Here is a 24297-nt window from a genome sequence, read left to right as displayed (position 1 = left end):
CTGCTCCACCCCGCGTCCGTATTGTGTCACCGTTAAGTACCGTGAGAACTATRAAACTGGAGCGACACACGAGGTTCGAACTCGTGACCTCAACCTTGGCAAGGTTGCGCTCTACCAACTGAGCTAGTGTCGCATATCAACAGCAGTCGCTATTAATAGAATTTGGTTGCGGGGGCCGGATTTGAACCGACGACCTTCGGGTTATGAGCCCGACGAGCTACCAAGCTGCTCCACCCCGCGTCCGTATTGTGTCACCGTTAAGTACCGTGAGAACTATRAAACTGGAGCGACACACGAGGTTCGAACTCGTGACCTCAACCTTGGCAAGGTTGCGCTCTACCAACTGAGCTAGTGTCGCATCAACAACGTTTCCGCTGTTTAGGGCTGCGAATTATAAGAGCATTTTTTTGTGATGCAAGTCCTTCCTTCAAAAAAACTTTATTTTTTTACTGAACGATGAAAAAGCAATCAAAAGCGATATAAATTACAACAATTTGGATCGCAACCTTAACAGTTAAATCTTGAAAATAGTACCACGATAGTACTTAAGTTCTGCAATCGACTCGCGAATGTCGTCCAAGGCCAAATGTGTTCCCTGTTTTGTGAACCCATTTAATACTTCAGGTTGCCAACGACGCGCCAATTCTTTAAGAGTGCTGACGTCAACATATCGGTAATGAAAGAACTCTTCTAATTCCGGCATGTGTTTGTACAAGAAGCGACGATCCTGCCCAATGCTGTTACCACATATTGGCGACGCCCCTTTCGGCACCCATTTTTCTAAGAATTCAATGGTTTGTGCGACCGCATCTTGTTCTGAGATTTTACTGTTGCGAACGCGTTCCACCAAGCCGCTTGCCGTATGCGTATTGGTGCACCAATCGTCCATTTTCGCTAGCTCTTCTTCCGGCTGATGAATCGCTAATACTGGACCTTCAGCCAAAATATTTAGCTCGCTATCCGTGACAATAGAAGCAATTTCAATGATTTTGTGCGTTTCAGGATCAAGCCCTGTCATCTCTAAATCAACCCAAATTAGGTTTTGATCGCTAAAGGACATGGTTACGCCGCCTATTTGTTTATCGATAAAAGAGGTACTATACCTCAAAATACGGGAAACACGATACTCACTCAGAGCCAAGATCACGGCTCAACCATTTGAGTAAATTCACATAAAGTACAGAATTGTGGCAAAGAAGAAAAAGTTAACCAAAGGTCAAGTGCGACGCGTACGCAGCAACCAACAAAAGCGTTTAAAAAAGCAAGAAGAGTCCATCCAGTGGGATGAAAACATGCTAGGCGCAAGCAAACAAGGTCTAGTGATCACTCGTTTTGGCCAGCACGCGGATATTGAAGACCTTGAAACAGGCGAGATTCAACGCTGTAACCTTCGCCGTGGTATCGAATCTTTAGTATCTGGCGATCGAGTTTTATGGCGCGAAGGCTTGGAGTCTATGGCTGGCATTTCTGGCGTTGTTGAAGCGGTAGAACCTCGTTCTTCAGTGCTCACTCGTCCAGATTACTACGATGGCCTAAAGCCCGTAGCTGCCAATATTGATCAAATGGTCATTGTCTCCTCGGTACTGCCCGAGCTATCACTGAATATTATTGACCGTTACCTCGTAGCATCAGAAACACTGAATATCGCACCATTGCTGGTCTTAAACAAAGTCGATCTTCTAGAAGCCGATGATCGTGCAATGTATGAAGAATGGCTCAAAGAATATGAACGCATTGGCTATAAAGTGCTTCTGGTAAGCAAGAAGTCTGGAGAAGGCATTGCTGAACTAGAAACCCTGCTGCGTGACCGAATTAATATCTTTGTTGGTCAATCAGGCGTAGGGAAATCCAGCTTAGTCAACGCGTTAATGCCGGAACTAGAGAGCGAAGTTGAAGAAGGCGAAGTTTCCGAGAACTCAGGTTTAGGCCAACACACCACGACAGCAGCGCGCTTGTATCATATTCCGACGGGTGGCGACTTGATCGACTCGCCTGGAGTGCGTGAATTTGGGCTTTGGCATTTGGAAGCAGAAGAAGTAACGAAAGCATTCGTTGAATTCCGACCATACTTAGGCGGTTGTAAGTTCAGAGATTGTAAGCACAATGACGACCCTGGCTGCCTTCTACGTGAAGCTGTTGAGAAAGGGGAAATCAACGAAACTCGCTTTGAAAACTACCATCGCATTTTGGAAAGCATGGTTGAAAACAAAGCAAACCGTCAGTATTCACGCAATAAGAAAGCCGATCTGTAATTAAGTTAAGACTGTAACTGTGTAAAAAGTCTTCACCTAATACTGACAAGCAAATTAAATTTCAGTAACATCACGCGCCCTAAAGCGCGAATCTAACAGAAGTATCGGAATTAAAGATGGACAAGTTTAAAGTTGGACTGCAGTACTGGATCCCACAACACGGCCTCACTCGCCTAATGGGTAAACTGGCTTCAGCAAAAGCTAGCGGTCTAACAACAGCAGTTATTCGTTGGTTTATCAAACAATACAATGTGAACATGGATGAGGCGAAGCACTCAGATCCTAAGCATTTTAAAACGTTCAACGAGTTTTTCGTTCGTGAGCTAAAAGAGGGCGCACGCCCAATTTCTGAAGGCGAAAACGTCATCACTCACCCAGCCGACGCTTGTGTTAGCCAATTTGGCCCTATTGAAGATGGTCAACTTATCCAAGCAAAAGGTCATCACTTCTCAGCGCAAGAACTGCTGGGCGGTGACGCGAATTTAGCAAACGAATTTAAAGATGGATCTTTTGCCACGCTGTACCTGTCTCCGCGCGATTACCATCGTGTACACATGCCGTGTGACGGCACACTGCGCCAAATGATTTACGTGCCTGGTGACCTGTTCTCGGTAAACCCACTTACGGCAGAAAACGTTCCAAATCTATTCGCACGTAACGAGCGTGTGGTGTGTATCTTTGACACTGAGTTTGGTCCTATGGCACAAGTGCTTGTTGGCGCAACCATCGTAGGTAGCATTGAGCAAGTATGGGCTGGCACGATCACTCCGCCTCGTGGCAATACTGTCTACAAATGGGATTACCCAGCTGAGGGTGACAAGGCCGTGATCTTGAAAAAAGGCGAAGAGATGGGCCGCTTCAAACTGGGCTCTACTGTTATTAACCTGTTTGCCAAAGACGCGATTGAGTTTGACGCAAGCATGGAAAACGGTAAGCCAACCGTAATGGGCACACCTTACGCCTTGAAAAAATAAACAAAACCCCGTTAAAAGAGCCCTTTCTCAAGGGCTCTTTTTATTGATAAAAAGCAAAATTCCGTTCAAAATTTAGCCTCTATTTCTCAAACTCATACCTGCCTCTAAGACCTTCATTCCACAATCAATTATCCTGCGCTTAGGATGAATATTTAGAGGGGCAGCCAATGCCAAAGATGAGTGTAAACACGCTGGCGAAATTGCTGGTGTGCTTTTTAATTCCGCTCGGTGTTTTGATGATGCCGATTGATGCTATTCCTATTGATGATCTTACTTTAATTCAGCATCGCCTGTTGGCTATTTTTCTTCTTGCTGCCCTACTTTGGGTTCTTGAGCCGGTCCCCGTTTTTGCTACGTCCATTCTTATTATCGCTCTTGAACTGATCATGATATCGGATAAAGGTTTGCATCTATTTCGCAATCCACCAGCGGGGCATGATTTAGGAGAGTTAATTGCTTACACTGATATTTTCTCTGCCTTCTCTTCACCGATCATTATTCTTTTTATGGGTGGGTTTGCCCTCGCCATCGCGGCTTCCAAATACGAACTCGACAACAATCTCGCCCGAGTACTACTAAAACCATTCGGCACACAACCTAAGTTCATCATGCTGGGTTTGATGCTCATTACCGCCGTTTTTTCAATGTTCATGTCCAACACTGCCACGACGGTCATGATGTTGGCGCTGCTCGGTCCAATCGTCGCTTCTGCACCTAAAGGGGATCTAGGGATTAAAGCGCTGGTGCTGTGCATTCCAATTGCCGCGAATACTGGCGGCATTGCAACTCCGATAGGCACTCCACCTAACGCAATAGCGCTCCAATACCTCACCGGAGAAAACGCCATAGACTTCCTATCCTGGATGACAATGGGCCTACCATTTGTGCTGATACAACTCACTGTTGCTTGGTTTTTGTTGCAGAAGCTGTTTCCGTCCAGCGAACCAGAAATGAAACTAAAGCTGGATGGTACGTTCAAAAAGAGCTGGCGCGCGATCGTCGTCTACATCACTTTTTCACTAACCATTGTGCTTTGGATGACGACAAAAGTGCACGGCATGAACACGTATGTTGTTGCGATTATCCCGCTGGCGGTGTTCACGTTAACGGGCATTATGGGAAAAGAAGAACTCAAGCTGATTAACTGGGATGTTTTATGGCTGGTTGCCGGTGGTATCGCAATTGGTATTGCCTTAGACAAAACAGGCTTAGCCGAAGCATTAGCACACGCCATTGATTACAGCTTACTATCACCATTTGCCGTTGTCTTTGCCCTATCGGTCGTATGTTGGTTAATGGCGAACTTTATGTCTAATACCGCAACGGCAAACTTATTAATGCCTATTGCTGCCGCTATTGGTACATCCATGCCAAGCCTTATTGCGGTTGGTGGCCTACAAGGTTTACTGGTTGTCGTCGCATTCTCCGCATCACTTGGCATGATCTTACCGGTTTCCACGCCACCAAACTCTTTGGCTTATTCAACAGGCCTAATCGAGAGCAAAGACATGGCGAAAGTGGGGCTGATTCTTGGTTTGATTGGTCTATTTATCGTGTATGGCGCAGTTTTGGTGCTGTTTTAATCGATAAGCTCCGTGACAGAGCTTGTTGTCATGGAGCTGCTCTCCATCTACTGCCCTCACAGAGCGGCTTTTACATCCCATAAATTTCGTGCATATTAAGACTCCTCAAATCTACAAGGACGTCGACACATCATGGGTTACGAATGGCTTGCTTTATGTGCCGCTTTTTTGTGGGCAATTTCTAGCCTTATTTCTGTCATTCCTGCACAACACCTAGGCGCATTTTCTTACAGCCGCTGGCGCATGGGCTGTACGGCCGTGATCTTATCAACAATGGCCTGGATAACTGGCGGCTGGTTAACGGTTTCTTGGGAACATGTAACGCCAATGATGGCCTCAGGACTGATTGGTATTTTTATTGGCGATACCGCTCTGTTCGCGTGCTTGAATCGTATGGGGCCAAGACAAGCCGGGCTACTGTTTTCCTGCCATGCGGTATTCTCTGCTATTTTGGGCTACTTCTTATTTAGCGAAGTCATGACCACAATAGAACTACTGGGCGCATCCTTGGTATTTAGCGGCGTGGTGATGGCGATATTCTTTGGTCGAAGAGGCCAAGTGAATAACGTCTTGGAAGACATTAAAGGTAACATCTGGGTGGGTATTGGACTTGGCTTAACCGCTGCAATGTGCCAAGCATTGGGTGGTATCATCGCCAAGCCAGTAATGCAAACCAGCATTGACCCTGTTGCGGCTTCTGCTATTCGAATGATCAGTGCATTTTTCGCCCACAGCATGTTGTTAGTTCTAGGGGTCAAAGTCGCTCGCTCGACACAACACATTACTTGGAGAGTATTTGGTATTACTGCGCTTAACGGTTTCTTGGCGATGGCCGTCGGCATGACGCTGATCTTATACGCACTGCAAGAAGGAAATGTAGGTATGGTTGCACTGCTATCTTCAACCACGCCAATTATGTTGCTACCACTGCTCTGGATTTACACTAAACGCCGACCAAACCGATTTGCATGGTTGGGCGCAGCCCTAGCCGTGATTGGTGCAGGCATTTTGGTTCAATAACCTTACAGACCAGCCCTTGTTGCCAGATACAAAAAAGCCCGAGTTTAAACTCGGGCTTTTGTCATTATGAGCTGTCAGTTAATTACTTAACTAGCACTTCGCCCGTCATTTCTGCTGGGATTTCTAGACCTGCTAGAGAAAGCATGGTTGGTGCAAGGTCAGAAAGTTTGCCGCCTTCTTTGAACTCAACCGCTTTATCACCTACGTAAATAAGAGGAACCGGTAGGTTAGTGTGCGCTGTGTGAGTACCACCCGTTTCTGGGTCAACCATCATTTCTGCGTTACCGTGGTCCGCAGTGATCAGTAGCTGACCGCCAACTTCTTTGATTGCTTCAACTACTTTGCCAACACTTTCATCTAGCGCTTCGATTGCTTTCTCAGCTGCTTCGTAAACGCCAGTGTGACCAACCATATCTGCGTTCGGGTAGTTACAGATGATAGTGTCGAACTTACCAGACTTGATCGCCGCAACCAGTTTCTCTGTAAGCTCAGGGGAGCTCATTTCTGGCTGAAGGTCGTAAGTGGCTACTTTTGGAGAAGCAACAAGCTGGCGCTCTTCGCCTTCAAATTCGTTTTCAACACCGCCGTTGAAGAAGAAAGTCACGTGTGCGTATTTCTCTGTTTCAGAGATACGTAGCTGAGTTTGACCTTGCTTAGACAGCCACTCACCGTACGTGTTTTCTAGAGACGCTGGTGGGAATGCGATTGCTAGAGGGATATCTGCCGCGTATTGAGTCAACATAACGAAGTTAACTGCCGGGAATACTGCGCGCTCAAAACCGTCAAAACCAGGAACGAATGCACGTGTGATTTGACGTGCACGGTCAGCACGGTAGTTCATGAAGATAACCGCATCACCGTCTTGCATGATTGCGTCTTCTTCGCCTTCCGCTTTGATGGCTGTCGCTTTCACGAATTCATCGTTCTCTTCACGAGCGTAAGCGGCTTCTAGACCAGCAACGGCGGTTTCTGCTGTGAACTCAGCTTTCGCTTGAGTCAGAAGATCGTAAGCAACTTGAACGCGATCCCAGTTGTTGTCACGGTCCATAGCGTAGTAGCGACCTACTAGAGAAGCAACACGACCTTTACCTAGTTTCGCGAATAGATCTTGGAAACGTTGTAGCGAGTTTTCTGCACTACGTGGTGGCGTGTCACGACCGTCTAGGAAACAGTGTAGGTAGATTTTCTCAGCGCCACGAGCCGCTGCCATTTCAACCGCTGCGTAGATATGGTCTTCATGAGAGTGTACGCCACCTGGAGACATCAGACCCATGATGTGTACCGCTTTCTCTGCTTTAACAGCAGCATCAACTGCTTCAACAAGCGCTGGCGTTTCAGCGAACTCACCGTCAGCGATCGATTTAGTGATACGAGTTAGATCTTGGTATACAACGCGACCTGCGCCAATGTTAGTGTGACCAACTTCTGAGTTACCCATTTGACCATCAGGAAGGCCAACATCCATGCCTGAAGCAGAGATTAGAGTGTGTGGGTTATTCGCAATCAGAGCATCCATTACTGGTGTTTTCGCATTCGCAATTGCGTTACTTGCTGTGTCTTCACGGTAACCGTAACCGTCAAGGATAACTAGAGCCAGTGGCTTCTTAGCTGACATAGTGATGACCTCATCAAATTTAAGTAACTTTTGGCGTAGGGCCTCGCTGCCCTATCTAACCTTGAAACAAAACTAGCGTAATTTTACTACACTTTTTAACCAAAACTGTAGGTTAAGATCAAATAATGTTTGCGATTTATTGTTGCTATCTTACAAGTTAAGCGAACAACGAGTCAGTGCCGACAAACGTGTTCCACAAGCATAGTCATTCCTAATACGCTTTGTACACCCCAGTCTAGGTTCGGTTTTCTTACGCTTCTGATTCTTGTTTTTGCACCTGAAACAGCGCTTATTTAACGCATGATCGAACAAGATTGGTTAGTACCTATTGTTCGCTTTTTTCGGTAAAACAAAAGTCACTTAAGTCGATAAATCCAATAGGCAAAAACAATCAAGCTACCATAGTCCAAGGCACGGATGGCAATAACATAAAGGGTTTATAGAGATCTCAATTATTCGTTAGAAAATTTTAACCCTCTCGCCTAAGAGGCTTAACCCCGCTATACTCCTGCTTTATTTTTCCGCCAACAGCGTAAGAGCTCAAGACATGCAAGAGTACATTGAATTTTTCCAACAGAACATGATTCTATCTTTGGTTTGGGTAGGTCTTCTTGTCGCCTTTATCATGAACATCGTGAAGTCAGCGACGGCCGCATACAAAGAAATCAACGTAAACCAACTGACTCATCTTATGAACCGTGAAAACGGCGTTGTAGTGGATATCCGCACAAAGGACGAGTTCAAAAAAGGTCATATCACCGACTCACTTCACATTTTACCGTCAGATATCAAAGCGGGTAACTTTGGTAGCCTTGAAAACCACAAATCAGACCCAATCATTGTGGTATGCAAGACAGGGCAAAACGCTCAAGAAAGCGCGAACCTATTAGTAAAAGCAGGCTTTGAAAAAGTAAGCCTACTGAAGAACGGCTTGATTGCATGGAACGAAGCGAACCTGCCTTTAGTTCGTGGTAAAAAGTAATACCCGGCAGCTTCGATAACGTGGCAGAGGCAAAATACAAGGTACGCACCAAGCGTGTTTTTGCCAAGCTTCGTGGATAATAAACTGAGCAAATTGAAAGCAGTTGAAGCATTAAGTTGTGACGCTTTGCACGTAATACACGCTTCATCTAGTCAAGGTAGATTGGCTCAGTTAGTCTCGGGATATACCAGTTTTCTGAGTTTAGACGTTTCTAGGCTCTACAAATATTTATTTAAGGATTAAAAAATGGCTGAAGCAGCACCTCAAGAAGCACAACAAAACTTCGCAATTCAACGCATCTTCCTAAAAGACGTTTCTTTCGAAGCGCCAAACTCTCCAGTAATCTTCCAAAAAGAATGGAACCCAGACGTTAAACTAGACCTAGACACTCAAAGCCGTGAGCTTGGTGAAGGCGTTTACGAAGTGGTTCTACGTCTAACTGTAACTGTGAAGAACGAAGAAGAAACAGCGTTCCTATGTGAAGTTCAACAAGGTGGTATCTTCACTGCTGAGCAAATGGAAGCAGGCCAACTAGCACATTGCCTAGGCGCATTCTGCCCGAACATCCTATTCCCATACGCTCGTGAAACTATCTCAAGCCTAGTGGTTAAAGGTACGTTCCCTCAACTGAACCTAGCGCCAGTTAACTTCGACGCGCTATTCATGAACTACCTACAACAGCAAGCTCAACAAGGCGAAGCTGAAGCGTAATTCACGTTTTGTAAGTGACGAATAGCCTGAGTGCTGACGTCACCGACTCTAATAAAATGCACAGAGCGTCTACCATCCGATGCAATGTGCATTTTTTATTTCTGACAAAAGTTCCTAGTTCCTAATCGCCAGAAGGCGTAAAATTTGACGATTAGGAACTAGATTCTACTAGTAGAAAGACAATTAGGCGGTAGCATGACACAAGCAAATACAAACAATGCTTACGGTAAAGACATCGCAATGACGGTGATTGGCGCAGGTTCATACGGTACCTCTCTGGCGATCTCACTCGCTCGTAACGGCGCGAACGTAGTCCTTTGGGGACACGAGCCTGAGCACATGGCACGCTTAGAAGCGGATCGCGCGAACCACGCTTTCTTACCTGACGTTGATTTCCCTGAAAGCTTGATCATTGAATCGGATTTAGAAAAAGCCGTACAAGCAAGCCGAGATTTATTGGTTGTGGTTCCAAGCCATGTTTTTGGCATCGTGCTGAACAGCTGTAAACCTTTCTTACGTGAAGACTCTCGTATCTGCTGGGCAACCAAAGGTCTTGAGCCAGAAACGGGGCGTCTGCTTAAAGACGTCGCTTATGACATTATCGGTGAAAACTACTCACTGGCTGTATTGTCTGGCCCAACATTCGCCAAAGAGCTCGCGATGGGCATGCCTACTGCAATTTCAGTTGCGTCTCCAGATGCTGAATTTGTCGCTGACCTACAAGAAAAAATCCACTGCAGCAAAACCTTCCGCGTGTACGCCAATAGTGACTTTATCGGGATGCAATTGGGCGGCGCGGTGAAAAACGTTATCGCAATTGGTGCGGGTATGTCTGACGGCATCGGTTTTGGAGCCAACGCGCGTACTGCATTGATTACTCGTGGTTTGGCCGAAATGAGTCGTCTTGGTGCTGCGCTTGGTGCAAAACCAGAAACCTTCATGGGTATGGCTGGTTTGGGCGACCTTGTCCTAACGTGTACCGACAACCAATCACGTAACCGCCGCTTTGGTTTAGCGCTAGGTCAAGGTAAAGACGTCGACACGGCACAAGAAGAAATTGGCCAAGTCGTAGAAGGCTACCGCAACACGAAAGAAGTATGGATGCTCTCTCAACGCATGGGTGTTGAGATGCCAATTGTTGATCAAATTTATCAAGTATTGTATCAAGGTAAGGATGCACGCCTGGCAGCGCAAGATTTACTTGCTCGTGACAAAAAAGCCGAAGGAAAGTAGCACTCTACGCCCCTTCGCACCTCATCTGAGAAGAATAGAAGTTGTCGGGTCACGGAAGAACCACTCAGGATATTGAGAATGAAACACTGCGAAAAACAAAAAGTCTGGAACAGAATTGTCTCAGAAGCCCGCGAAATGTCAGAGCAAGAGCCAATGCTGGCCAGCTTTTACCATGCCACCATCATCAAGCATGAAAGTTTCTGTGCCGCGCTCAGCTACATTTTGGCAAACAAGTTAAACACGGCATCGATGCCAGCAATGGCAGTACGTGAAGTGGTAGAAGAAGCGTTCTCTGCCGACCCAACCATTACCGATTGTGCCGCTTGTGACATTTGTGCCACGGTTAATCGCGACCCTGCAGTTTCGATGTACTCTATGCCGCTGCTGTACTTAAAGGGCTACCACGCTCTGCAAGGCTACCGCGTGGCAAACTGGCTATGGAAGCAAGGGCGCCATGCACTGGCCACCTACCTGCAAAACCAAATTTCGGTTGCGTGTCAGGTAGACATTCACCCGGCAGCACGCATTGGTAGCGGCATAATGCTCGACCACGCAACGGGTATTGTCATCGGTGAAACTGCAGTTATCGATAATGACGTCTCAATTCTACAAGACGTTACCTTAGGCGGTACGGGTAAAGAGTGCGGCGATCGTCACCCGAAAATCCGTGAAGGTGTGATGATTGGTGCAGGTGCAAAAATTCTTGGCAATATCGAAGTGGGCGAAGGCGCGAAAATCGGCTCTTGCTCTGTGGTATTGCAAGCAGTACCACCACACACAACTGTGGCGGGGGTTCCTGCGAAAATCGTCGGTCGTCCAAAAACGGACAAACCTTCTCTCGATATGGATCAAGGCTTTAATGGTAAATCACAAAGCTTTATCCATGGAGATGGTATTTAATCGTCAACAAACCTTTGACAACAACGTGGTAGGTAAATCTCAAGTGCGAAAACAAAATCACCCTGTTCTACGCTCGGCTATTTTATTAACTTGTGCTTTATCTGCCACATATCCCCTCACCTCTTCTGCCGCTAGTCAACAAGAGCTCAAAGGCGTATCAAGTGAGATAAGCCGTCAACGCAAATCTCTCTCTTCCCAAGAAAAGCAACTCAATGAGCTACAAAAATCGCTCAAAGAGCAAGAACTTGGCATTTCTAAACTTGAACGCGAAATAAGACAAACCAAATCTGAGCTAGCACAAGCAGACAAAAACATAGACAAGCTAGAAGATAAAATTGCCTTGCAAGAAGCGCAGCGCCAAGAGCAAGAGGAAGAGCTCAAACAGTTGCTGCAAACGTATTACGTGACCGAACGAGCGAAAGCCAATGGTCACTTGTTGAATCAAGGTGTGGAAGAAGACCGCATGAGTCAATACTTCCAGCACTTAGCCAAAGCGCGTGCGGAAGTGATTGATGCAATCACCAAAACCACTCAAGAATTGGCACACAACAAAAACCAGCTTGAGCTAGAAAAAGAGCAAATCGAGACGTTACTCAAACAGCAATCTGAGAAACGTACGGCGCTGGCAAGTACACAATCCAAACGTAAGCAAACCCTGAATAAAATTCAGAGCAGTATCAAGAACGATAAACGCTACCTTGCTGAACTGCAGCGCAACGAAACACGCCTAAAAGCCGAGATCGCCAAAGCGGCTAAGCGTAATGCCGTGCCAATGGACGGACTGGGCAAACAGCGCGGTAAACTGCCATGGCCACTCAAAGGTCGTGTATTACACAACTTCGGTACTCGCCAAACCGGGCAAGTAAACTGGAAGGGAATGGTGCTTGCGGCCAATTACGGTCAACAAGTGAAAGCCGTTTATCCGGGGACTGTCGTATTTGCTGAGTATTTACGCGGGTATGGCTTAGTGGTATTGCTTGACCACGGCAAAGGCGACATGACGCTCTACGGCTACAACCAAGCGTTGACGAAAAAAGAAGGCGATCGAGTGACCGCAGGCGAAGTGATTGCTCTTGCGGGTGATACTGGCGGGCAAGATCGCGCATCACTCTATTTCGAAATTCGCCGCAACAGTGAAGCACAAAACCCGAAATCTTGGTTGAAGCGCTAATTATCTGACTCATCGACTTATAATAAAAAAGGAGCCACTCGGCTCCTTTTTTGTATTCATATTTTGGCAAATGCTATGCGTAGTACGTTTCTACCGCATCAATAAAAGCACTTACATCATCTTTGCTTAATGCGTTGATGCCTGCCGCCGCTTCTCGGCCGCCACCAGTTGGAAACTGTCCACACACGGCAACGGCGCCTTGTTTGTTGTTCAACGGGGCACGTAGAGAGACCGTGTAAGTGCCATCTGCATTTTCGGTGAGTACTGCATGAGCAGAATCTGGGTTTTGATTTGCCAGCCAGTTGCCATACACACCGCTGATTCGACGTGATGCGGCCGTGTTTGGTAGCTCGAACAGCTTTAGCTTACCGCTCTCATGCGTGGCAGGCACTGCCAGAGCGGCATCCATATCTTGTTGGTAAGCAGACTGCAGTTGGTAGTAAGGCGAAGTTTTATCTTCAATTACATCAAATGGCGACGTGTACTTCAGCAAGGCTTGGTACAAATCCGCAGGATGGAAATGTAAGTCATCCACTTTCGAACCGTAACCGTTGTAATTAATCAAAGTGCCAAGCTCTTTAAGCTGCGCTTTCTGATCGTGTGACAATCCGACCTTGTCAGCCAATTCATCTGCTTTCGCGATCATGTTATCGCCATAAGCCGCCGTAATCGCCCATGTGTGAAAACGTCCATTTAGCAATTGATCGACAATTAAAGCCGTACACATGTTGGCATCGAGATCGATGTGCGCATCCAAGTTGCCATGCTGAGGAATATCACCCGCCTTATGGTGATCGGCGTAAAACACGTGCGCGCCTTGAGCCAATGCTTGCTCTAGGCCTACCATGTTCTTTTCCATCGAAATGTCTAACACCGTTAGCTCATCACCCGCTTGCACGTCTACTTTTTCCACCAGCTTGATATCGCGCTTTACACCAGTAATTAACTGAGCCTCGATAGGATCAGCCAAGCGTAATTGTAGAAGCGCAATGATGCCATCAGCATCGCCATTAAAAATGTCGTAATTCATGGAGCGATAGTTCCTTTATCGAGAGTCATATCCCAGAGAGGGCTGAACGGTATGAGGACTATTGTGCGTGGCATATTTGACAAGTCAACTCGAGCCACGACTCGAAAATGAGAGTGACTCTCGAAATATTAAGCAGTTTGACGTTTAACTGTGTAGATTGCTGACCGCATCTTCCAGTAACAGTAGCTGCTCTAAGCCCTGCTCAGTTGCTAATGGCTTAACGACATTAAGCATCTGCAACATCCCTTGCTTCACCATTTGCTCAGTGATGCTGGTTTTCGAAGCCATTGCAGATTGATACGCCAACCAGCTACACGCAATCAAATGCAACGTACACACCAGTGACTTCAACTGCTGTTGATCAACATTAAGCAGCTTTAGCGATACAAACTCCTGCATGATCGCAATAAGGTTCGCTTGCAGCTTTTCTTGCACATCAATGTACTGCTCATGTAACTGCTCATCTCGTGACAAGATCTCAGGTAGATTCGCGTAGAAAAAGCGGTATTTCCACATTAGCGTAAAGATGGAATCTAGGTAGCTCTTCAGCATAGTCAGGCTTTCTTGTGAGCCTTGAATAGGGGTAAATCTTTCTAAAAGTTCTGCTGAATAAAGCGCAAAGATCTCACGAACGATTTCTTGCTTATTACGGAAGTGGTAATACAGATTACCTGGGCTAATTTCGATGTGATCGGCAATGTGATTGGTGGTGATGTTGCGTTCACCATGTTGGTTGAACAACTCCAGTGCCGCGTAGACGATTTTGTCGCGCGTTTTCATTGTTATCGTGTTCCCTCTTCATTAACGAATCGAGTATAGCGACTTCACCAACCTAGGTCGATAGAGGCTCCAAATACGGTAACATAACAGACCAGTTAGAATACCCGTTGAGTTGGCGACAAGGTCTAACCAAGAGGTTTGTCTTCCAACATACCCTTGTAGCCATTCGATGGCAGCACTAAATAATAAGATACCAATCGCCACCGCCCAACGTTGACGCCAACGCCACACGCAAAAGCAACCTAAAAACGCAAATCCGCTGTACGCCATGGCGTGCTGCATTTTATCAAGATACGCAATGTTGCCCCAGTCTTGCAACTCGCCCGAGCTCAACGATAAGTAAGCGATCAGTATTGCGTAGCTGAGAATGACCAAACGTGCAGCAGCCAAGTTCATTGAATATCCTTATGCGATTGGGAATGGAAAAGCCGTCACTTGATCAATGTGGTCACAGCCGAGCGCTAGCATGATCAAACGATCGATGCCTAACGCAACACCCGCACAATCTGGCAACCCTGCCTCCAATGCGGAAATCAAATGATAGTCGATTGGCTGCGGTTTTAAACCCATGTCGAGACGCTTCGCGTTATCTTGCTCAAAACGCGCCAGTTGCTCTTTCGGGTTATCGAGCTCATGGAACCCATTTGCCAGCTCAATTCCCTTAAAATACACCTCAAAGCGATCCGCAACACGATGGTCTTGAGGATTGATTTTCGCAAGCGCCGCCTGTGATGCCGGGAAGTCGTACACAAAAGCAGGCACATCCTGACCAATTTTGTGTTCGACTCCCACGCTAAATAGCAATTGCAGTAACGTATCGCGATCTTCTTCAGGCTCTGCAATGTCACTCAAACCCAGCTTGCTTGCCGCCGCTTTCAGCTCCGTCATCGAGCCTTCTAGTGGGCACACACCCAACACATCAATGAAGGCTTGTTGATACGTCATGCGCTGCGCTGCGCCACACTTCAATACCAGTTGCAACAGATCATCCATTTCATCCATCAATTTATGATGGTCAAAGCCAACGCGATACCACTCCAACATCGTGAATTCTGGATTGTGGTAACGACCATTTTCTTCGTTACGAAATGCTTTGTTGATTTGATAAATACAACCGCTGCCAGCCGCCAGCAGGCGCTTCATGTGGAATTCAGGGCTGGTCATAAAGAACAGCTTGCTACCATCGGCGTAATCCGGGCCAACAAACTCGGTTTGGAAAGTATGCAAATGAATGTCGGTCACGGTTGCGTGACTCATGGCTGGCGTGTCGACTTCCATCACCTGTCGATCAGCGAAGAATTGGCGAATCGACGCGATTAACGTCGCACGTTGACGAAGTTGGTCAATGGAAGCAGTAGGTTGCCAGTTGGTTTGCATAACAAGTCTCTCAAACTTTAATTCAGCGAGGAAAGTCTCATTCTACATGCTTTTTACTCTTCAAGAAGAGAGGAATATCCCTTCTTATTTTTACTAACGTGCTCGCCTATTTGAGGCAAGCATTACTCGTGCCGCAGCACAAAAAACACTCAGTTAAAATCCTATTATCCATGCGGTTAATGTCACGCAACACAGGTTTAACATCCCTAATGTTAATGCTTGAGGGCCAAAACCTCGATGCCGTGATAGCAGTCACATAACCTATAAATTCTATGCCCTTAAGTGCATTACCGAAGCAAAAACCCAATTACATCAATTTTTCTGCCATGTGGCTCATCTACACTAACCCTACTACTTTTGGGGAGTTCTTTTTAAAGAGCGCCTCGTAATGACAATAACAAGCGGATTTCCGCAATCACACACTGGAGGATAACTGTGCAAATTATCACCACAGATATCGCAGTCATCGGCGCAGGCGGCGCTGGTCTTCGTACTGCTATTGCAGCGGCTGAAGCAAACCCAGACTTAGAAGTCGCTCTGATTTCTAAAGTTTATCCAATGCGCTCCCACACGGTCGCTGCAGAGGGTGGCTCAGCAGCAGTTATCAAGGATGAAGATAGCTTAGACAACCACTTCAACGACACTGTTGGCGGTGGTGACTGGCTATGTGAACAGGACGTTGTTGAATACTTTGTAGAGAACGCGACTCGCGAAATGATCCAAATGGAGCAATGGGGTTGCCCATGGAGTCGTAAAGAGAACGGTGAAGTCAACGTACGCCGCTTTGGTGGTATGAAGGTTGAACGTACTTGGTTCGCTGCAGATAAAACTGGCTTCCACATGCTTCATACGCTATTCCAGACATCCATGAAGTACAGCAACATCAAACGCTTTGATGAGTACTTTGTGGTGGATCTGCTTGTTGATGAAGGCGAAGTTCAAGGTCTGATTGCTATTCACATGTCTGAAGGCGAGCTTGTTACTATCAAAGCAAAATCTGTTGTTCTAGCAACAGGTGGCGCGGGCCGTGTTTACCACTGTAACACCAACGGCGGTATCGTAACGGGCGATGGCATGGCAATGGCTTACCGTCACGGCGTTCCTCTACGTGATATGGAATTCGTTCAATACCACCCAACCGGTCTTCCTGGCACAGGTATCCTGATGACGGAAGGTTGTCGTGGTGAAGGCGGTATCATCGTTAACAAGAACGGCTACCGTTACTTACAAGATTACGGCATGGGCCCTGAAACTCCAGTTGGCCAACCGAAGAACAAATACATGGAACTGGGTCCTCGTGACAAAGTTTCTCAAGCTTTCTGGCACGAACAACAGAAAGGCAACACCATCAAACACCCACTGGGTGACGTGGTGCACCTAGACCTTCGCCACCTTGGTGAAGAGTACCTACAAGAGCGTCTACCGTTCATCTGTGAGCTAGCAAAAGCTTACGTAAACGTAGACCCTGCAAAAGAGCCAATTCCAATTCGTCCAACGGTTCACTACACCATGGGTGGTATCGAGACAAACGGCGGCTGTGAAACTCGCATTAAAGGTCTATTCGCGGTTGGTGAATGTGCGTCTGTTGGTCTTCACGGTGCAAACCGTCTAGGTTCTAACTCATTGGCTGAGTTTGTGGTATTTGGTCGCGTAGCGGGTGAAAACGCAGTGAAACGCGCTGAAGAATTCAAAGGTTGGAACGAGTCTGCAATCGATGCTCAAGTGAAAGCAGTTGAAGAGCGCATCGCCAAACTGATGAACCAAGAAGGTGATGAGAACTGGGCAAACATCCGTACTGAAATGGGTCATACCATGGAAGCGGGTTGTGGTATCTACCGTCAAGAAGATTTGATGCAAGAAACCATTAACAAGATCACCGAACTAAAAGAACGCTACAAACGCATCAGCATTAAAGACAAAGGCAAAGTGTTTAACACTGATCTTCTGTACGCAATTGAAGTGGGTTACGGCCTAGAAGTCGCAGAAGCGATGGTTCACTCTGCGATTCTACGTAAAGAATCTCGCGGTGCGCACCAACGTCTGGACGACGGTTGTACAGAACGTGATGACGTGAACTTCCTAAAACACTCACTTGCTTTCTACAAACCAGATTCAGCGCCAAGTATCGATTACAGCAATGTGACTATCACTAAGTCACAACCAAAAGCTCGTCTATACGGTGAAGCAGCAGAAAAAGCCGCAGCTGAAGAGAAGAACGCAGAGGAGCAAGCATAATGTCAGCAAATCGCATTCAAAAAGTAGACATTCTGCGTTATGACCCAGAAAAAGATGCAGAACCATACAAGCAAACATTCGAAGTGCCATTCGATGAAACCATGTCTGTGCTTGACGCACTGGGCTACATTAAAGATCACCTAGACAAAGATCTGTCTTACCGTTGGTCTTGCCGTATGGCGATCTGTGGTTCTTGCGGCATCATGGTGAACAACGTACCGAAGCTTGCTTGTAAGAGCTTCCTACGTGATTACCCAGACGGTGTGACTATCGAGCCTCTAGCGAACTTCCCAATCGAGAAAGACTTGATTGTTGATATGACGCCGTTCATCGAACGTCTTGAAGCAATCAAACCGTACATCATTGGTAACGACCGTAAACCAGAAGACGGTACGAACTTGCAAACGCCAGAGCAAATGGCGAAATACAAGCAGTTCGCTGGTTGTATCAACTGCGGTCTGTGCTACGCGGCGTGTCCTCAGTTTGGTCTGAACCCTGAGTTCATCGGTCCTGCGGCACTAACGCTAGCGCACCGCTACAATCTAGACAGTCGTGACAACGGTAAAGATGAGCGCATGAAGCTTATCAACGGTGAAAACGGTGCTTGGGGTTGTACGTTTGTTGGTTACTGTTCTGAAGTTTGTCCGAAGAACGTTGACCCAGCAGCGGCAGTAAACCAAGGCAAAGTGGAGTCTTCTATGGACTTCGTGATTGCTATGTTGAAACCTGATGGTTCACCAAAGAAAGTGGAGGCATAAGGATGAGCAATCGTAAACCTTACGTTCGTGAAGTAAAACGCACTTGGTGGAAGAACCATCCTTTCTACCGCTTCTACATGCTACGTGAAGCGACTGTGCTGCCTTTGATCCTATTCACTCTGTTCCTAACTTTCGGTTTAGGTTGCTTGGTGAAAGGCCCTGAAGCATGGCAAGGTTGGTTGGATTTTATGGCAAACCCAATCGTAGTCGCGATCAACATCGTTGCACTACTAGGTAGCCTATTCCACGCTCAAACTTTCTTCAGCATGATGCCGCAAGTAATGCCAATTCGTTTGAAAGGCAAACTGGTGGACAAGAAAATCATCGTATTGACTCAGTGGGCCGCGGTTGCGTTCATCTCACTGATCGTTCTCATCGTGGTGTAAGGAGCTGAGCATGAAACCGAATTATAGTGTAAACACATCACCAAAACGTTCTGATGAGCCAATCTGGTGGGGTCTATTTGGTGCTGGTGGTACTTGGTTCGCGATGATCACGCCAATCACGGTATTGGTGCTAGGTATCTTGGTCCCACTAGGCGTGATTGATGCAGAAGCGATGAGCTACGAGCGTGTCTCCGAATTCGCAACCAGTATCATCGGTGCGCTATTCATCATTGGCACCCTAGCTCTACCAATGTGGCATGCGATGCACCGTGTACACCACGGCATGCACGACCTTAAATTCCACACTGGTGTGATAGGTAAAATTGCATGCTATGCATTTGCAGGCCTCATTACTGCACTAGCCGTTATCTTTATCTTCATGATTTAAGATACTGACTAAAAAGAAAAAGCTGGCTCTATGCCAGCTTTTTTATTGCTTTGGGTTACCCATGATCTTTTTGCTTTTTAAGCTTTTGACCACCCATGATCTTATTGCTGTATGACTTTCTTCGTTTGGTCCATAAGACCCAGGGCGCCAAAGCCAGTAATCACATCTAGGTTTGTTTTCAAGCCCGTTTCTTCGCTACCACCAATGTAGTTTTGTGGCATCTGAACTTGGAAGTTTTGCAAGTTGTTGTACAACGAGTTCGCTACGTCTCGATTCAACTCTGCCAAATAAACTTCACGGTTTGCCCCTAACGCCGAGTACTTCGCTTTTAGGACCTCAGATTCTGCACGACCTTTCGCTAATATCGCTTTCGCTTCAAACTCAGCAGAAAGTGCGTTCGCCTTTTGAATGGCTAAGTTAGCCTCTGCGATAGCTAGCTCTTTCTCCTTCTCGACTTCAGCAAGTCGTTTGGTTTTTTCCACTTCAACGATTTCACGCTCTGCAATCTGACGTGCAACTTCCACTTCTTTTTGCTGAGCAATAATAGCGAGTTCTTTACCACGCTGAGCGTCTTGCACTTCACGTGTTCGCTGAATCTCTTTGCGTAACTGCTCGGTCTCTGCTTGTGCTTTTGACGTTTCTTGCTCCTGAATCGCGCGAATACGATCCGCCACTAAACGCTTTTTATCCGCCAATAGCTGATCCAATTGCTTTTCTGGCTGTGGATCACCAATGGTCACCTGCGTCACTTGAATGCCGTATTGTTGTAACGGGTTGTCTTGACGAATTGGTTGCCCGGTTTTATCTACAACTGGCACCGTTTTCCAAACCAGTTGATTGGTGCGCTGTAGTTGGTTCGCATTGGCCTGATTCGCCCCAACAGGCGCAAGATCCAACTCTTCCACTTCAACCTGACGTCGCTCTGTTAGATAAATCCCCTCTCGCAACTGATCGCCAAGTTTCGATTTGAACTGGTTCAAACCACCTTGGAAAAACTCTTCACCCGTGTATTGGGTAGCAGTAATCACCGTCACGTTACGTGCGTTCTTTACAAGCAGCGCATCAATCAAGTTACTGTTGTTACGGAACTCTTTGTGCATCTTCTTAACCGCTTCAGGGTCATTACTGAGCTTAAAGCGGAATGTTACGGGGATCTGACCAATGTAGGTGTCGGCAAACCGAACCTGAATCGCATCAAGACGTTGATAAAAATCTTCGCCCTTGCTGTTACCGAATGACACAGTGATCACTTGGTCATACTTGGTGATTTTGGACAGAAATGGCATGCGAAAATGAATGCCAGGTTCAGTAAACACATCCAACTCACCAGTGATATTGTTCTGATGCACGTAGCTGTAACCTGCATCGGTCATCAGCACAGAGCTATTAATCGTTAAGCCTATTGCCAACAGCGGTACGCCAAACACCGCAGCTTTCAATCCTTTGTGTAGTAACTGACGTCTTTCTTCCACCTTTAAACCCCTTCCTAAGCCTCTGCTTTCCATTTTGTTCTCCTTTTTGGATTGTTACTGAGTTAAATCGATAAAAATCAGATTGCTATGCAACTCAACAACAAGAACTAATGTATCAAAATGTTACATTAAGGAATAATCGACAGATTCATGAAATAAATAAGATTTTTACGAATAATACAAAATCATCGAAAATTTGCGGAGGATATCGATTTTCTATGCAGGAACATTCAAGAGAGAATTACAGGCAATAAAAAAGGCCGCCGAAGCGACCTTTCTAACAATCAATCTAAAGTGCTTACTTCACACGGCCTACGTATTCAGCCGTACGAGTATCTACGCGAATCACTTCACCAATTGAGATGAACAGAGGAACACGAACAACAGCGCCAGTTGATAGCGTAGCTGGTTTACCACCAGTACCTTGAGTATCACCTTTCAGGCCTGGATCTGTGTCTACCACTTCTAGCTCAACGAAGTTTGGTGGAGTAACAGTAATTGGGTTACCGTTCCAAAGAGTGATCATACAAGTGTTGTTTTCTACCAACCACTTAGCGTTGTCACCTACCGCTTTTGCGTCCGCTGCGATCTGTTCAAACGTTTCACTGTTCATAAAGTGGTAGAATTCGCCGTCTGAATATAGATAATCTAGGTCGATATCCATTACGTCTGCCACTTCACAAGTGTCACCAGACTTGAATGTTTTCTCTAGCACTTTACCAGAAAGAAGTTTACGAATTTTAACGCGGTTGAACGCTTGGCCTTTACCTGGTTTAACGTATTCGTTTTCCAGAATTACACAAGGCTCGTTATCAAGCATTAACTTAAGACCGCCTTTAAATTCATTGGTGCTAACTGTAGCCATTTTTTCCTCTTACATTCTTAGAGCTAAATTCAATGCCGCACATAATAACCCGAAAAGTCGAATCTGTTGAGCAAAACTGGCTCAAACAGTTGGCGAATGGGATCTCTGATCCTGCAAAATTGCTCGAAATACTGGAAATAGATCCTTCACCGTGGCAAGACGGGTTTGCCGCGCGCAAGCTGTTTGCACAGCGTGTACCGCAAAGTTTTGTCGATAGGATGGAGAAAGGCAACCCTAAAGACCCTCTTTTACGTCAGGTTTTACCATTAAGTGACGAATTTGAAGTACATCCGGGCTATTCCAACGATCCGTTAGAAGAGCAGGATAATGAAGTCCCTGGTCTGCTACACAAGTATCGCAACCGCGCCTTAATGATCGTCAAAGGTGGCTGCGCGGTAAATTGCCGTTACTGTTTTCGTCGTCACTTCCCATATCAAGAAAATAAAAGCGGCAAGCAGGCATGGACAAAGTGCTTAGAGTACATGGCGCAGCAACCAGAGTTGAACGAAGTCATCTTCTCAGGTGGTGATCCATTAATGGCAAAAGACGATGAGATTCATTGGCTTTTAGAGCACATTGCTCACATACCTCACATCAAACGTCTGCGTATTCATAGCCGTTTACCTGTGGTGATTCCCGCTCGAGTCACTGATGAACTATGCCAACTGCTGCAAGCATCAAGGTTGCAAATCATCCTCGTGACTCACATCAACCATGCCAACGAAATCAATGACGAATTTGCTGAACAGATGTTCAAGCTCAAAAGAGCAGGCGTTACGCTTCTAAACCAAGGCGTTCTGCTGAAAGGCGTGAATGATTCGGTAGAAGCTCAAGTGGCGTTAAGTGAAGCCTTATTTGACGCGGGTATCTTGCCTTATTACCTCCACGTTCTTGATAAGGTGCAAGGCGCGGCGCACTACTTTATTTCGGACGAAGAAGCAAAAGCCATTATGCGCGGACTCATCACACGTGTATCGGGTTATCTGGTACCAAAACTCACACGAGAAATTGGTGGCAGGCCAAGTAAAACTCCACTAGATTTGCATTTAGAATAGGTCCTGACGCTCAATTAAATTTGTCGTCACGACCGTTCCTTTTTGTTCGCTTTGCACGGTAAGTCTATGCATACTCCGCTCTTTTGGAGGTCAAGATGCATACAGCACTCGAACAAATTTTCGATCTTGGCCCATTCAGCTGGCCTGCCCTACTATGCTGTGCCATTAATGGGCTAATGATCGGTATCGAACGCCAAACTCGTGGTAAACCTGTTGGCATTCGCACGGCAATTCTTATTATTTCAGGCACTTACCTATTTATGTCGATGGCAGTATCGTTATCGCCAAATACACTCGATCAAGCACGCGTGCTTGGTCAGATTATTACTGGCGTCGGCTTCTTGGGTGCAGGGGTGATGATGACACTCGATGGAAAAATCCACGGCGTAACATCCGCAGCGGTTATTTGGGTACTGGCAGGATTAGGGTTGATGATCGGTTTGGGTTATTTAACACAGTCGGTGGTCATTACCCTACTGGCTTTAACGGTGTTGCTGGGCGTGGATAAAGCAGAAAACCACATCAAAGCATTGCGCCGAGGGGTTCACCAAAGAATTCAACAACGCAAAACCTCATCCCGCTTAATTAAATAGTTAACGCGCCGATAAACTCGCTTCACCCCATCAGTAATTAAAAAGCCCTCGACGAATATCGAGGGCTTTCGGTATCTAAAGATTCCGACTTGCTCAGGGATTATTTAGCGAAGTTGATGAGTGGGAAACATTTGAAGAAACCGTTATCCGCACAGTTCAAAAGACCAATTTGTACGCCATCAATTTGATCGGTCATGTTGAAAAAACCAAACTGGAAGTTAGACTTTTTAGAGATACTCGCCAAGCCCACATCCGCCATGGTGTAGCCTTCAGAATAGTTCACCGCGCTCCAGTTCAAGCCTTTTACATTGTTCGTAATGTTGACAGCACCCAAGTTAACACCCGTCGTCTGACCTTGGTTCCAGTTAACTAAGCCTAAAGACGCACCTTTCATTTCTTGGTTTACCTTTGCTGCACCAAAAAACAGACCGAAGTTCACACCTGTCGTACGATCCGTTTCTGACATACCAAGCAGTGAAAAGTCGACACCTTTAACCTCATTCACCTGTCCATGCAACACGGCTAAACGAACACCACCAACTGACGAGTTAGAAGGTGCGTTTGTGTTGTCGATAGTAGAGAACATCACAGGTGTACTGTCAGCAAGAGCAACTGGTGATGCGATAGCGGCTGCAACCGCCAATGACGTCATAAGCTTTTTCATTTTCATCTCCATGATGGGAAGCAACAATTTACAACATAGTGTAATGTTCAGATTTTGCGCTATCCACGTTCAAAAAGTGTTAGCGGTAGGTCAGATTTAACCATCTGACTCAAAAGAAAAAATTTTATCGCTTCTATTTTCATGTTTTTCCACTGACATTTCTTGAACTCGCCTCTCACAATCGAAGCCACATCAGAATGCTATATTTCTCGGATAACGCACATAAAAAAGTCGAGGCAAATGCCTCGACTTT

At 46.2% G+C, this 24297-nt stretch carries 24 protein-coding genes and 3 tRNA genes; 15 read left to right on the top strand and 12 right to left on the bottom strand.

The window, feature by feature from the left end; all coding sequences use genetic code 11:
• Positions 1-57: 57 nt before the first annotated feature.
• From R2S67_RS20525 to orn, 4 genes are all read right to left on the bottom strand, one after another.
• Positions 58-133: transfer RNA gene (locus tag R2S67_RS20525), tRNA-Gly, on the bottom strand.
• Positions 134-163: 30 nt separating this feature from the next.
• Positions 164-240: transfer RNA gene (locus tag R2S67_RS20520), tRNA-Met, on the bottom strand.
• Between the two features lie 42 nt (positions 241-282).
• Positions 283-358, bottom strand: a tRNA-Gly gene (locus R2S67_RS20515).
• A 156-nt stretch (positions 359-514) separates the two neighbouring features.
• The gene (gene orn, locus R2S67_RS20510; RefSeq protein ID WP_005395387.1) at positions 515-1060 is read right to left on the bottom strand and encodes an oligoribonuclease; all 546 of its coding nucleotides are present in this window, start codon (positions 1058-1060) and stop codon (positions 515-517) included.
• A 127-nt stretch (positions 1061-1187) separates the two neighbouring features.
• Between orn and rsgA the strand changes: the two genes are divergently transcribed.
• From rsgA to R2S67_RS20490, 4 genes are all read left to right on the top strand, one after another.
• Complete coding sequence (gene rsgA / locus R2S67_RS20505) at positions 1188-2252, top strand: small ribosomal subunit biogenesis GTPase RsgA (protein WP_005395388.1); 1065 nt, start codon at positions 1188-1190, stop codon at positions 2250-2252.
• Between the two features lie 116 nt (positions 2253-2368).
• On the top strand, positions 2369-3226 hold the full coding sequence (gene asd / locus R2S67_RS20500) for an archaetidylserine decarboxylase (RefSeq protein ID WP_317346843.1): 858 nt from the start codon (positions 2369-2371) through the stop codon (positions 3224-3226).
• Positions 3227-3393: 167 nt separating this feature from the next.
• Entirely contained in the window at positions 3394-4809 is a 1416-nt protein-coding gene (locus R2S67_RS20495; protein ID WP_176320535.1) for an SLC13 family permease, read from the top strand.
• Between the two features lie 132 nt (positions 4810-4941).
• Positions 4942-5829 (top strand): DMT family transporter, encoded by an 888-nt coding sequence (locus R2S67_RS20490; protein ID WP_317346842.1) that lies wholly within the window; start codon positions 4942-4944, stop codon positions 5827-5829.
• 82 nt (positions 5830-5911) lie between these two features.
• Here the strand turns inward: R2S67_RS20490 and gpmM are convergent, their stop codons facing one another.
• Positions 5912-7444: a 2,3-bisphosphoglycerate-independent phosphoglycerate mutase gene (gene gpmM, locus R2S67_RS20485; protein ID WP_317346840.1), complete on the bottom strand. Its 1533-nt coding sequence runs from the start codon at positions 7442-7444 to the stop codon at positions 5912-5914.
• Positions 7445-7991: 547 nt separating this feature from the next.
• On the opposite strand from gpmM, the gene R2S67_RS20480 reads away from it, so the two are divergent.
• The 5 genes from R2S67_RS20480 (at position 7992) to R2S67_RS20460 (ending at position 12441) form a co-directional block, all read left to right on the top strand.
• Positions 7992-8426 (top strand): rhodanese-like domain-containing protein, encoded by a 435-nt coding sequence (locus R2S67_RS20480; protein ID WP_005395399.1) that lies wholly within the window; start codon positions 7992-7994, stop codon positions 8424-8426.
• A gap of 246 nt (positions 8427-8672) precedes the next feature.
• A complete protein-coding gene (secB, locus tag R2S67_RS20475) occupies positions 8673-9137 on the top strand; it encodes a protein-export chaperone SecB (protein ID WP_005395400.1) in 465 nt (154 codons plus the stop codon).
• A gap of 195 nt (positions 9138-9332) precedes the next feature.
• A complete protein-coding gene (gene gpsA / locus R2S67_RS20470; RefSeq protein WP_005395404.1) occupies positions 9333-10370 on the top strand; it encodes an NAD(P)H-dependent glycerol-3-phosphate dehydrogenase in 1038 nt (345 codons plus the stop codon).
• A 78-nt stretch (positions 10371-10448) separates the two neighbouring features.
• The gene (gene cysE, locus R2S67_RS20465) at positions 10449-11270 is read left to right on the top strand and encodes a serine O-acetyltransferase (RefSeq protein WP_005395410.1); all 822 of its coding nucleotides are present in this window, start codon (positions 10449-10451) and stop codon (positions 11268-11270) included.
• Between the two features lie 25 nt (positions 11271-11295).
• Positions 11296-12441, top strand: a complete 1146-nt coding sequence (locus tag R2S67_RS20460) for a murein hydrolase activator EnvC family protein (protein ID WP_167394182.1) — start codon at positions 11296-11298, stop codon at positions 12439-12441.
• A 73-nt stretch (positions 12442-12514) separates the two neighbouring features.
• Here R2S67_RS20460 and R2S67_RS20455 read toward each other — a convergent pair whose 3' ends face one another.
• The 4 genes from R2S67_RS20455 to epmA all read right to left on the bottom strand — a co-directional run bounded on the left by R2S67_RS20455 (position 12515) and on the right by epmA (position 15628).
• Entirely contained in the window at positions 12515-13471 is a 957-nt protein-coding gene (locus R2S67_RS20455) for a DHH family phosphoesterase (protein ID WP_258622089.1), read from the bottom strand.
• Positions 13472-13615: 144 nt separating this feature from the next.
• Positions 13616-14251 (bottom strand): TetR/AcrR family transcriptional regulator, encoded by a 636-nt coding sequence (locus R2S67_RS20450; protein WP_005395413.1) that lies wholly within the window; start codon positions 14249-14251, stop codon positions 13616-13618.
• A gap of 21 nt (positions 14252-14272) precedes the next feature.
• Positions 14273-14647 carry a VanZ family protein gene (locus tag R2S67_RS20445; protein ID WP_005395414.1) on the bottom strand — a complete coding sequence of 125 codons (375 nt, stop codon included), beginning with the start codon at positions 14645-14647 and terminating at the stop codon, positions 14273-14275.
• Positions 14648-14656: 9 nt separating this feature from the next.
• Positions 14657-15628 carry an elongation factor P--(R)-beta-lysine ligase gene (epmA, locus tag R2S67_RS20440; RefSeq protein WP_152815358.1) on the bottom strand — a complete coding sequence of 324 codons (972 nt, stop codon included), beginning with the start codon at positions 15626-15628 and terminating at the stop codon, positions 14657-14659.
• 435 nt (positions 15629-16063) lie between these two features.
• On the opposite strand from epmA, the gene frdA reads away from it, so the two are divergent.
• The 4 genes from frdA to frdD are packed head-to-tail and all read left to right on the top strand — an operon-like array spanning position 16064 to position 19395.
• Positions 16064-17863 carry a fumarate reductase (quinol) flavoprotein subunit gene (gene frdA / locus R2S67_RS20435; protein WP_047010259.1) on the top strand — a complete coding sequence of 600 codons (1800 nt, stop codon included), beginning with the start codon at positions 16064-16066 and terminating at the stop codon, positions 17861-17863.
• Positions 17863-18621 carry a succinate dehydrogenase/fumarate reductase iron-sulfur subunit gene (locus R2S67_RS20430; RefSeq protein WP_005381489.1) on the top strand — a complete coding sequence of 253 codons (759 nt, stop codon included), beginning with the start codon at positions 17863-17865 and terminating at the stop codon, positions 18619-18621. The genes frdA and R2S67_RS20430 overlap by 1 nt, the downstream gene beginning before the upstream one ends.
• A gap of 2 nt (positions 18622-18623) precedes the next feature.
• Positions 18624-19007, top strand: coding sequence for a fumarate reductase subunit FrdC (gene frdC / locus R2S67_RS20425; RefSeq protein WP_005395419.1), 384 nt, complete (start codon positions 18624-18626; stop codon positions 19005-19007).
• A 10-nt stretch (positions 19008-19017) separates the two neighbouring features.
• On the top strand, positions 19018-19395 hold the full coding sequence (frdD, locus tag R2S67_RS20420) for a fumarate reductase subunit FrdD (RefSeq protein WP_005395421.1): 378 nt from the start codon (positions 19018-19020) through the stop codon (positions 19393-19395).
• A gap of 101 nt (positions 19396-19496) precedes the next feature.
• On the opposite strand, the gene R2S67_RS20415 is transcribed toward frdD, so the two are convergent.
• Positions 19497-20900, bottom strand: a complete 1404-nt coding sequence (locus R2S67_RS20415; protein WP_005395423.1) for an SPFH domain-containing protein — start codon at positions 20898-20900, stop codon at positions 19497-19499.
• Positions 20901-21165: 265 nt separating this feature from the next.
• Positions 21166-21732, bottom strand: a complete 567-nt coding sequence (gene efp, locus R2S67_RS20410) for an elongation factor P (protein ID WP_005395425.1) — start codon at positions 21730-21732, stop codon at positions 21166-21168.
• A gap of 32 nt (positions 21733-21764) precedes the next feature.
• Between efp and epmB the strand changes: the two genes are divergently transcribed.
• Both epmB and R2S67_RS20400 read left to right on the top strand, forming a co-directional pair.
• Positions 21765-22787, top strand: coding sequence for an EF-P beta-lysylation protein EpmB (gene epmB / locus R2S67_RS20405; RefSeq protein ID WP_005381502.1), 1023 nt, complete (start codon positions 21765-21767; stop codon positions 22785-22787).
• Between the two features lie 95 nt (positions 22788-22882).
• Complete coding sequence (locus R2S67_RS20400) at positions 22883-23380, top strand: MgtC/SapB family protein (RefSeq protein WP_005395427.1); 498 nt, start codon at positions 22883-22885, stop codon at positions 23378-23380.
• A 100-nt stretch (positions 23381-23480) separates the two neighbouring features.
• Here the strand turns inward: R2S67_RS20400 and R2S67_RS20395 are convergent, their stop codons facing one another.
• The gene (locus tag R2S67_RS20395) at positions 23481-24044 is read right to left on the bottom strand and encodes a VC2662 family protein (protein WP_005395435.1); all 564 of its coding nucleotides are present in this window, start codon (positions 24042-24044) and stop codon (positions 23481-23483) included.
• Positions 24045-24297: the final 253 nt, after the last annotated feature.

This window comes from Vibrio sp. T13N (assembly GCF_032970445.1).
Classification (GTDB): Bacteria; Pseudomonadota; Gammaproteobacteria; order Enterobacterales; family Vibrionaceae; genus Vibrio; species Vibrio diabolicus.
The sequence above is the reverse complement of the archived record's forward strand: the minus strand, read 5'-3'. Positions and strand labels throughout refer to the sequence as shown.

What these genes read in the sequence shown, in the direction of transcription:
- orn (WP_005395387.1), bottom strand. Translation starts at nt 1,060, where the DNA reads ATGTCCTTTAGCGATCAAAACCTAATTTGGGTTGATTTAGAGATGACA.
- asd (WP_317346843.1), top strand. Translation starts at nt 2,369, where the DNA reads ATGGACAAGTTTAAAGTTGGACTGCAGTACTGGATCCCACAACACGGC.
- R2S67_RS20495 (WP_176320535.1), top strand. Translation starts at nt 3,394, where the DNA reads ATGCCAAAGATGAGTGTAAACACGCTGGCGAAATTGCTGGTGTGCTTT.
- R2S67_RS20490 (WP_317346842.1), top strand. Translation starts at nt 4,942, where the DNA reads ATGGGTTACGAATGGCTTGCTTTATGTGCCGCTTTTTTGTGGGCAATT.
- gpmM (WP_317346840.1), bottom strand. Translation starts at nt 7,444, where the DNA reads ATGTCAGCTAAGAAGCCACTGGCTCTAGTTATCCTTGACGGTTACGGT.
- R2S67_RS20480 (WP_005395399.1), top strand. Translation starts at nt 7,992, where the DNA reads ATGCAAGAGTACATTGAATTTTTCCAACAGAACATGATTCTATCTTTG.
- secB (WP_005395400.1), top strand. Translation starts at nt 8,673, where the DNA reads ATGGCTGAAGCAGCACCTCAAGAAGCACAACAAAACTTCGCAATTCAA.
- gpsA (WP_005395404.1), top strand. Translation starts at nt 9,333, where the DNA reads ATGACACAAGCAAATACAAACAATGCTTACGGTAAAGACATCGCAATG.
- cysE (WP_005395410.1), top strand. Translation starts at nt 10,449, where the DNA reads ATGAAACACTGCGAAAAACAAAAAGTCTGGAACAGAATTGTCTCAGAA.
- R2S67_RS20455 (WP_258622089.1), bottom strand. Translation starts at nt 13,471, where the DNA reads ATGAATTACGACATTTTTAATGGCGATGCTGATGGCATCATTGCGCTT.
- R2S67_RS20450 (WP_005395413.1), bottom strand. Translation starts at nt 14,251, where the DNA reads ATGAAAACGCGCGACAAAATCGTCTACGCGGCACTGGAGTTGTTCAAC.
- R2S67_RS20445 (WP_005395414.1), bottom strand. Translation starts at nt 14,647, where the DNA reads ATGAACTTGGCTGCTGCACGTTTGGTCATTCTCAGCTACGCAATACTG.
- epmA (WP_152815358.1), bottom strand. Translation starts at nt 15,628, where the DNA reads ATGCAAACCAACTGGCAACCTACTGCTTCCATTGACCAACTTCGTCAA.
- R2S67_RS20430 (WP_005381489.1), top strand. Translation starts at nt 17,863, where the DNA reads ATGTCAGCAAATCGCATTCAAAAAGTAGACATTCTGCGTTATGACCCA.
- frdC (WP_005395419.1), top strand. Translation starts at nt 18,624, where the DNA reads ATGAGCAATCGTAAACCTTACGTTCGTGAAGTAAAACGCACTTGGTGG.
- frdD (WP_005395421.1), top strand. Translation starts at nt 19,018, where the DNA reads ATGAAACCGAATTATAGTGTAAACACATCACCAAAACGTTCTGATGAG.
- R2S67_RS20415 (WP_005395423.1), bottom strand. Translation starts at nt 20,900, where the DNA reads ATGGAAAGCAGAGGCTTAGGAAGGGGTTTAAAGGTGGAAGAAAGACGT.
- efp (WP_005395425.1), bottom strand. Translation starts at nt 21,732, where the DNA reads ATGGCTACAGTTAGCACCAATGAATTTAAAGGCGGTCTTAAGTTAATG.
- epmB (WP_005381502.1), top strand. Translation starts at nt 21,765, where the DNA reads ATGCCGCACATAATAACCCGAAAAGTCGAATCTGTTGAGCAAAACTGG.
- R2S67_RS20400 (WP_005395427.1), top strand. Translation starts at nt 22,883, where the DNA reads ATGCATACAGCACTCGAACAAATTTTCGATCTTGGCCCATTCAGCTGG.
- R2S67_RS20395 (WP_005395435.1), bottom strand. Translation starts at nt 24,044, where the DNA reads ATGAAAAAGCTTATGACGTCATTGGCGGTTGCAGCCGCTATCGCATCA.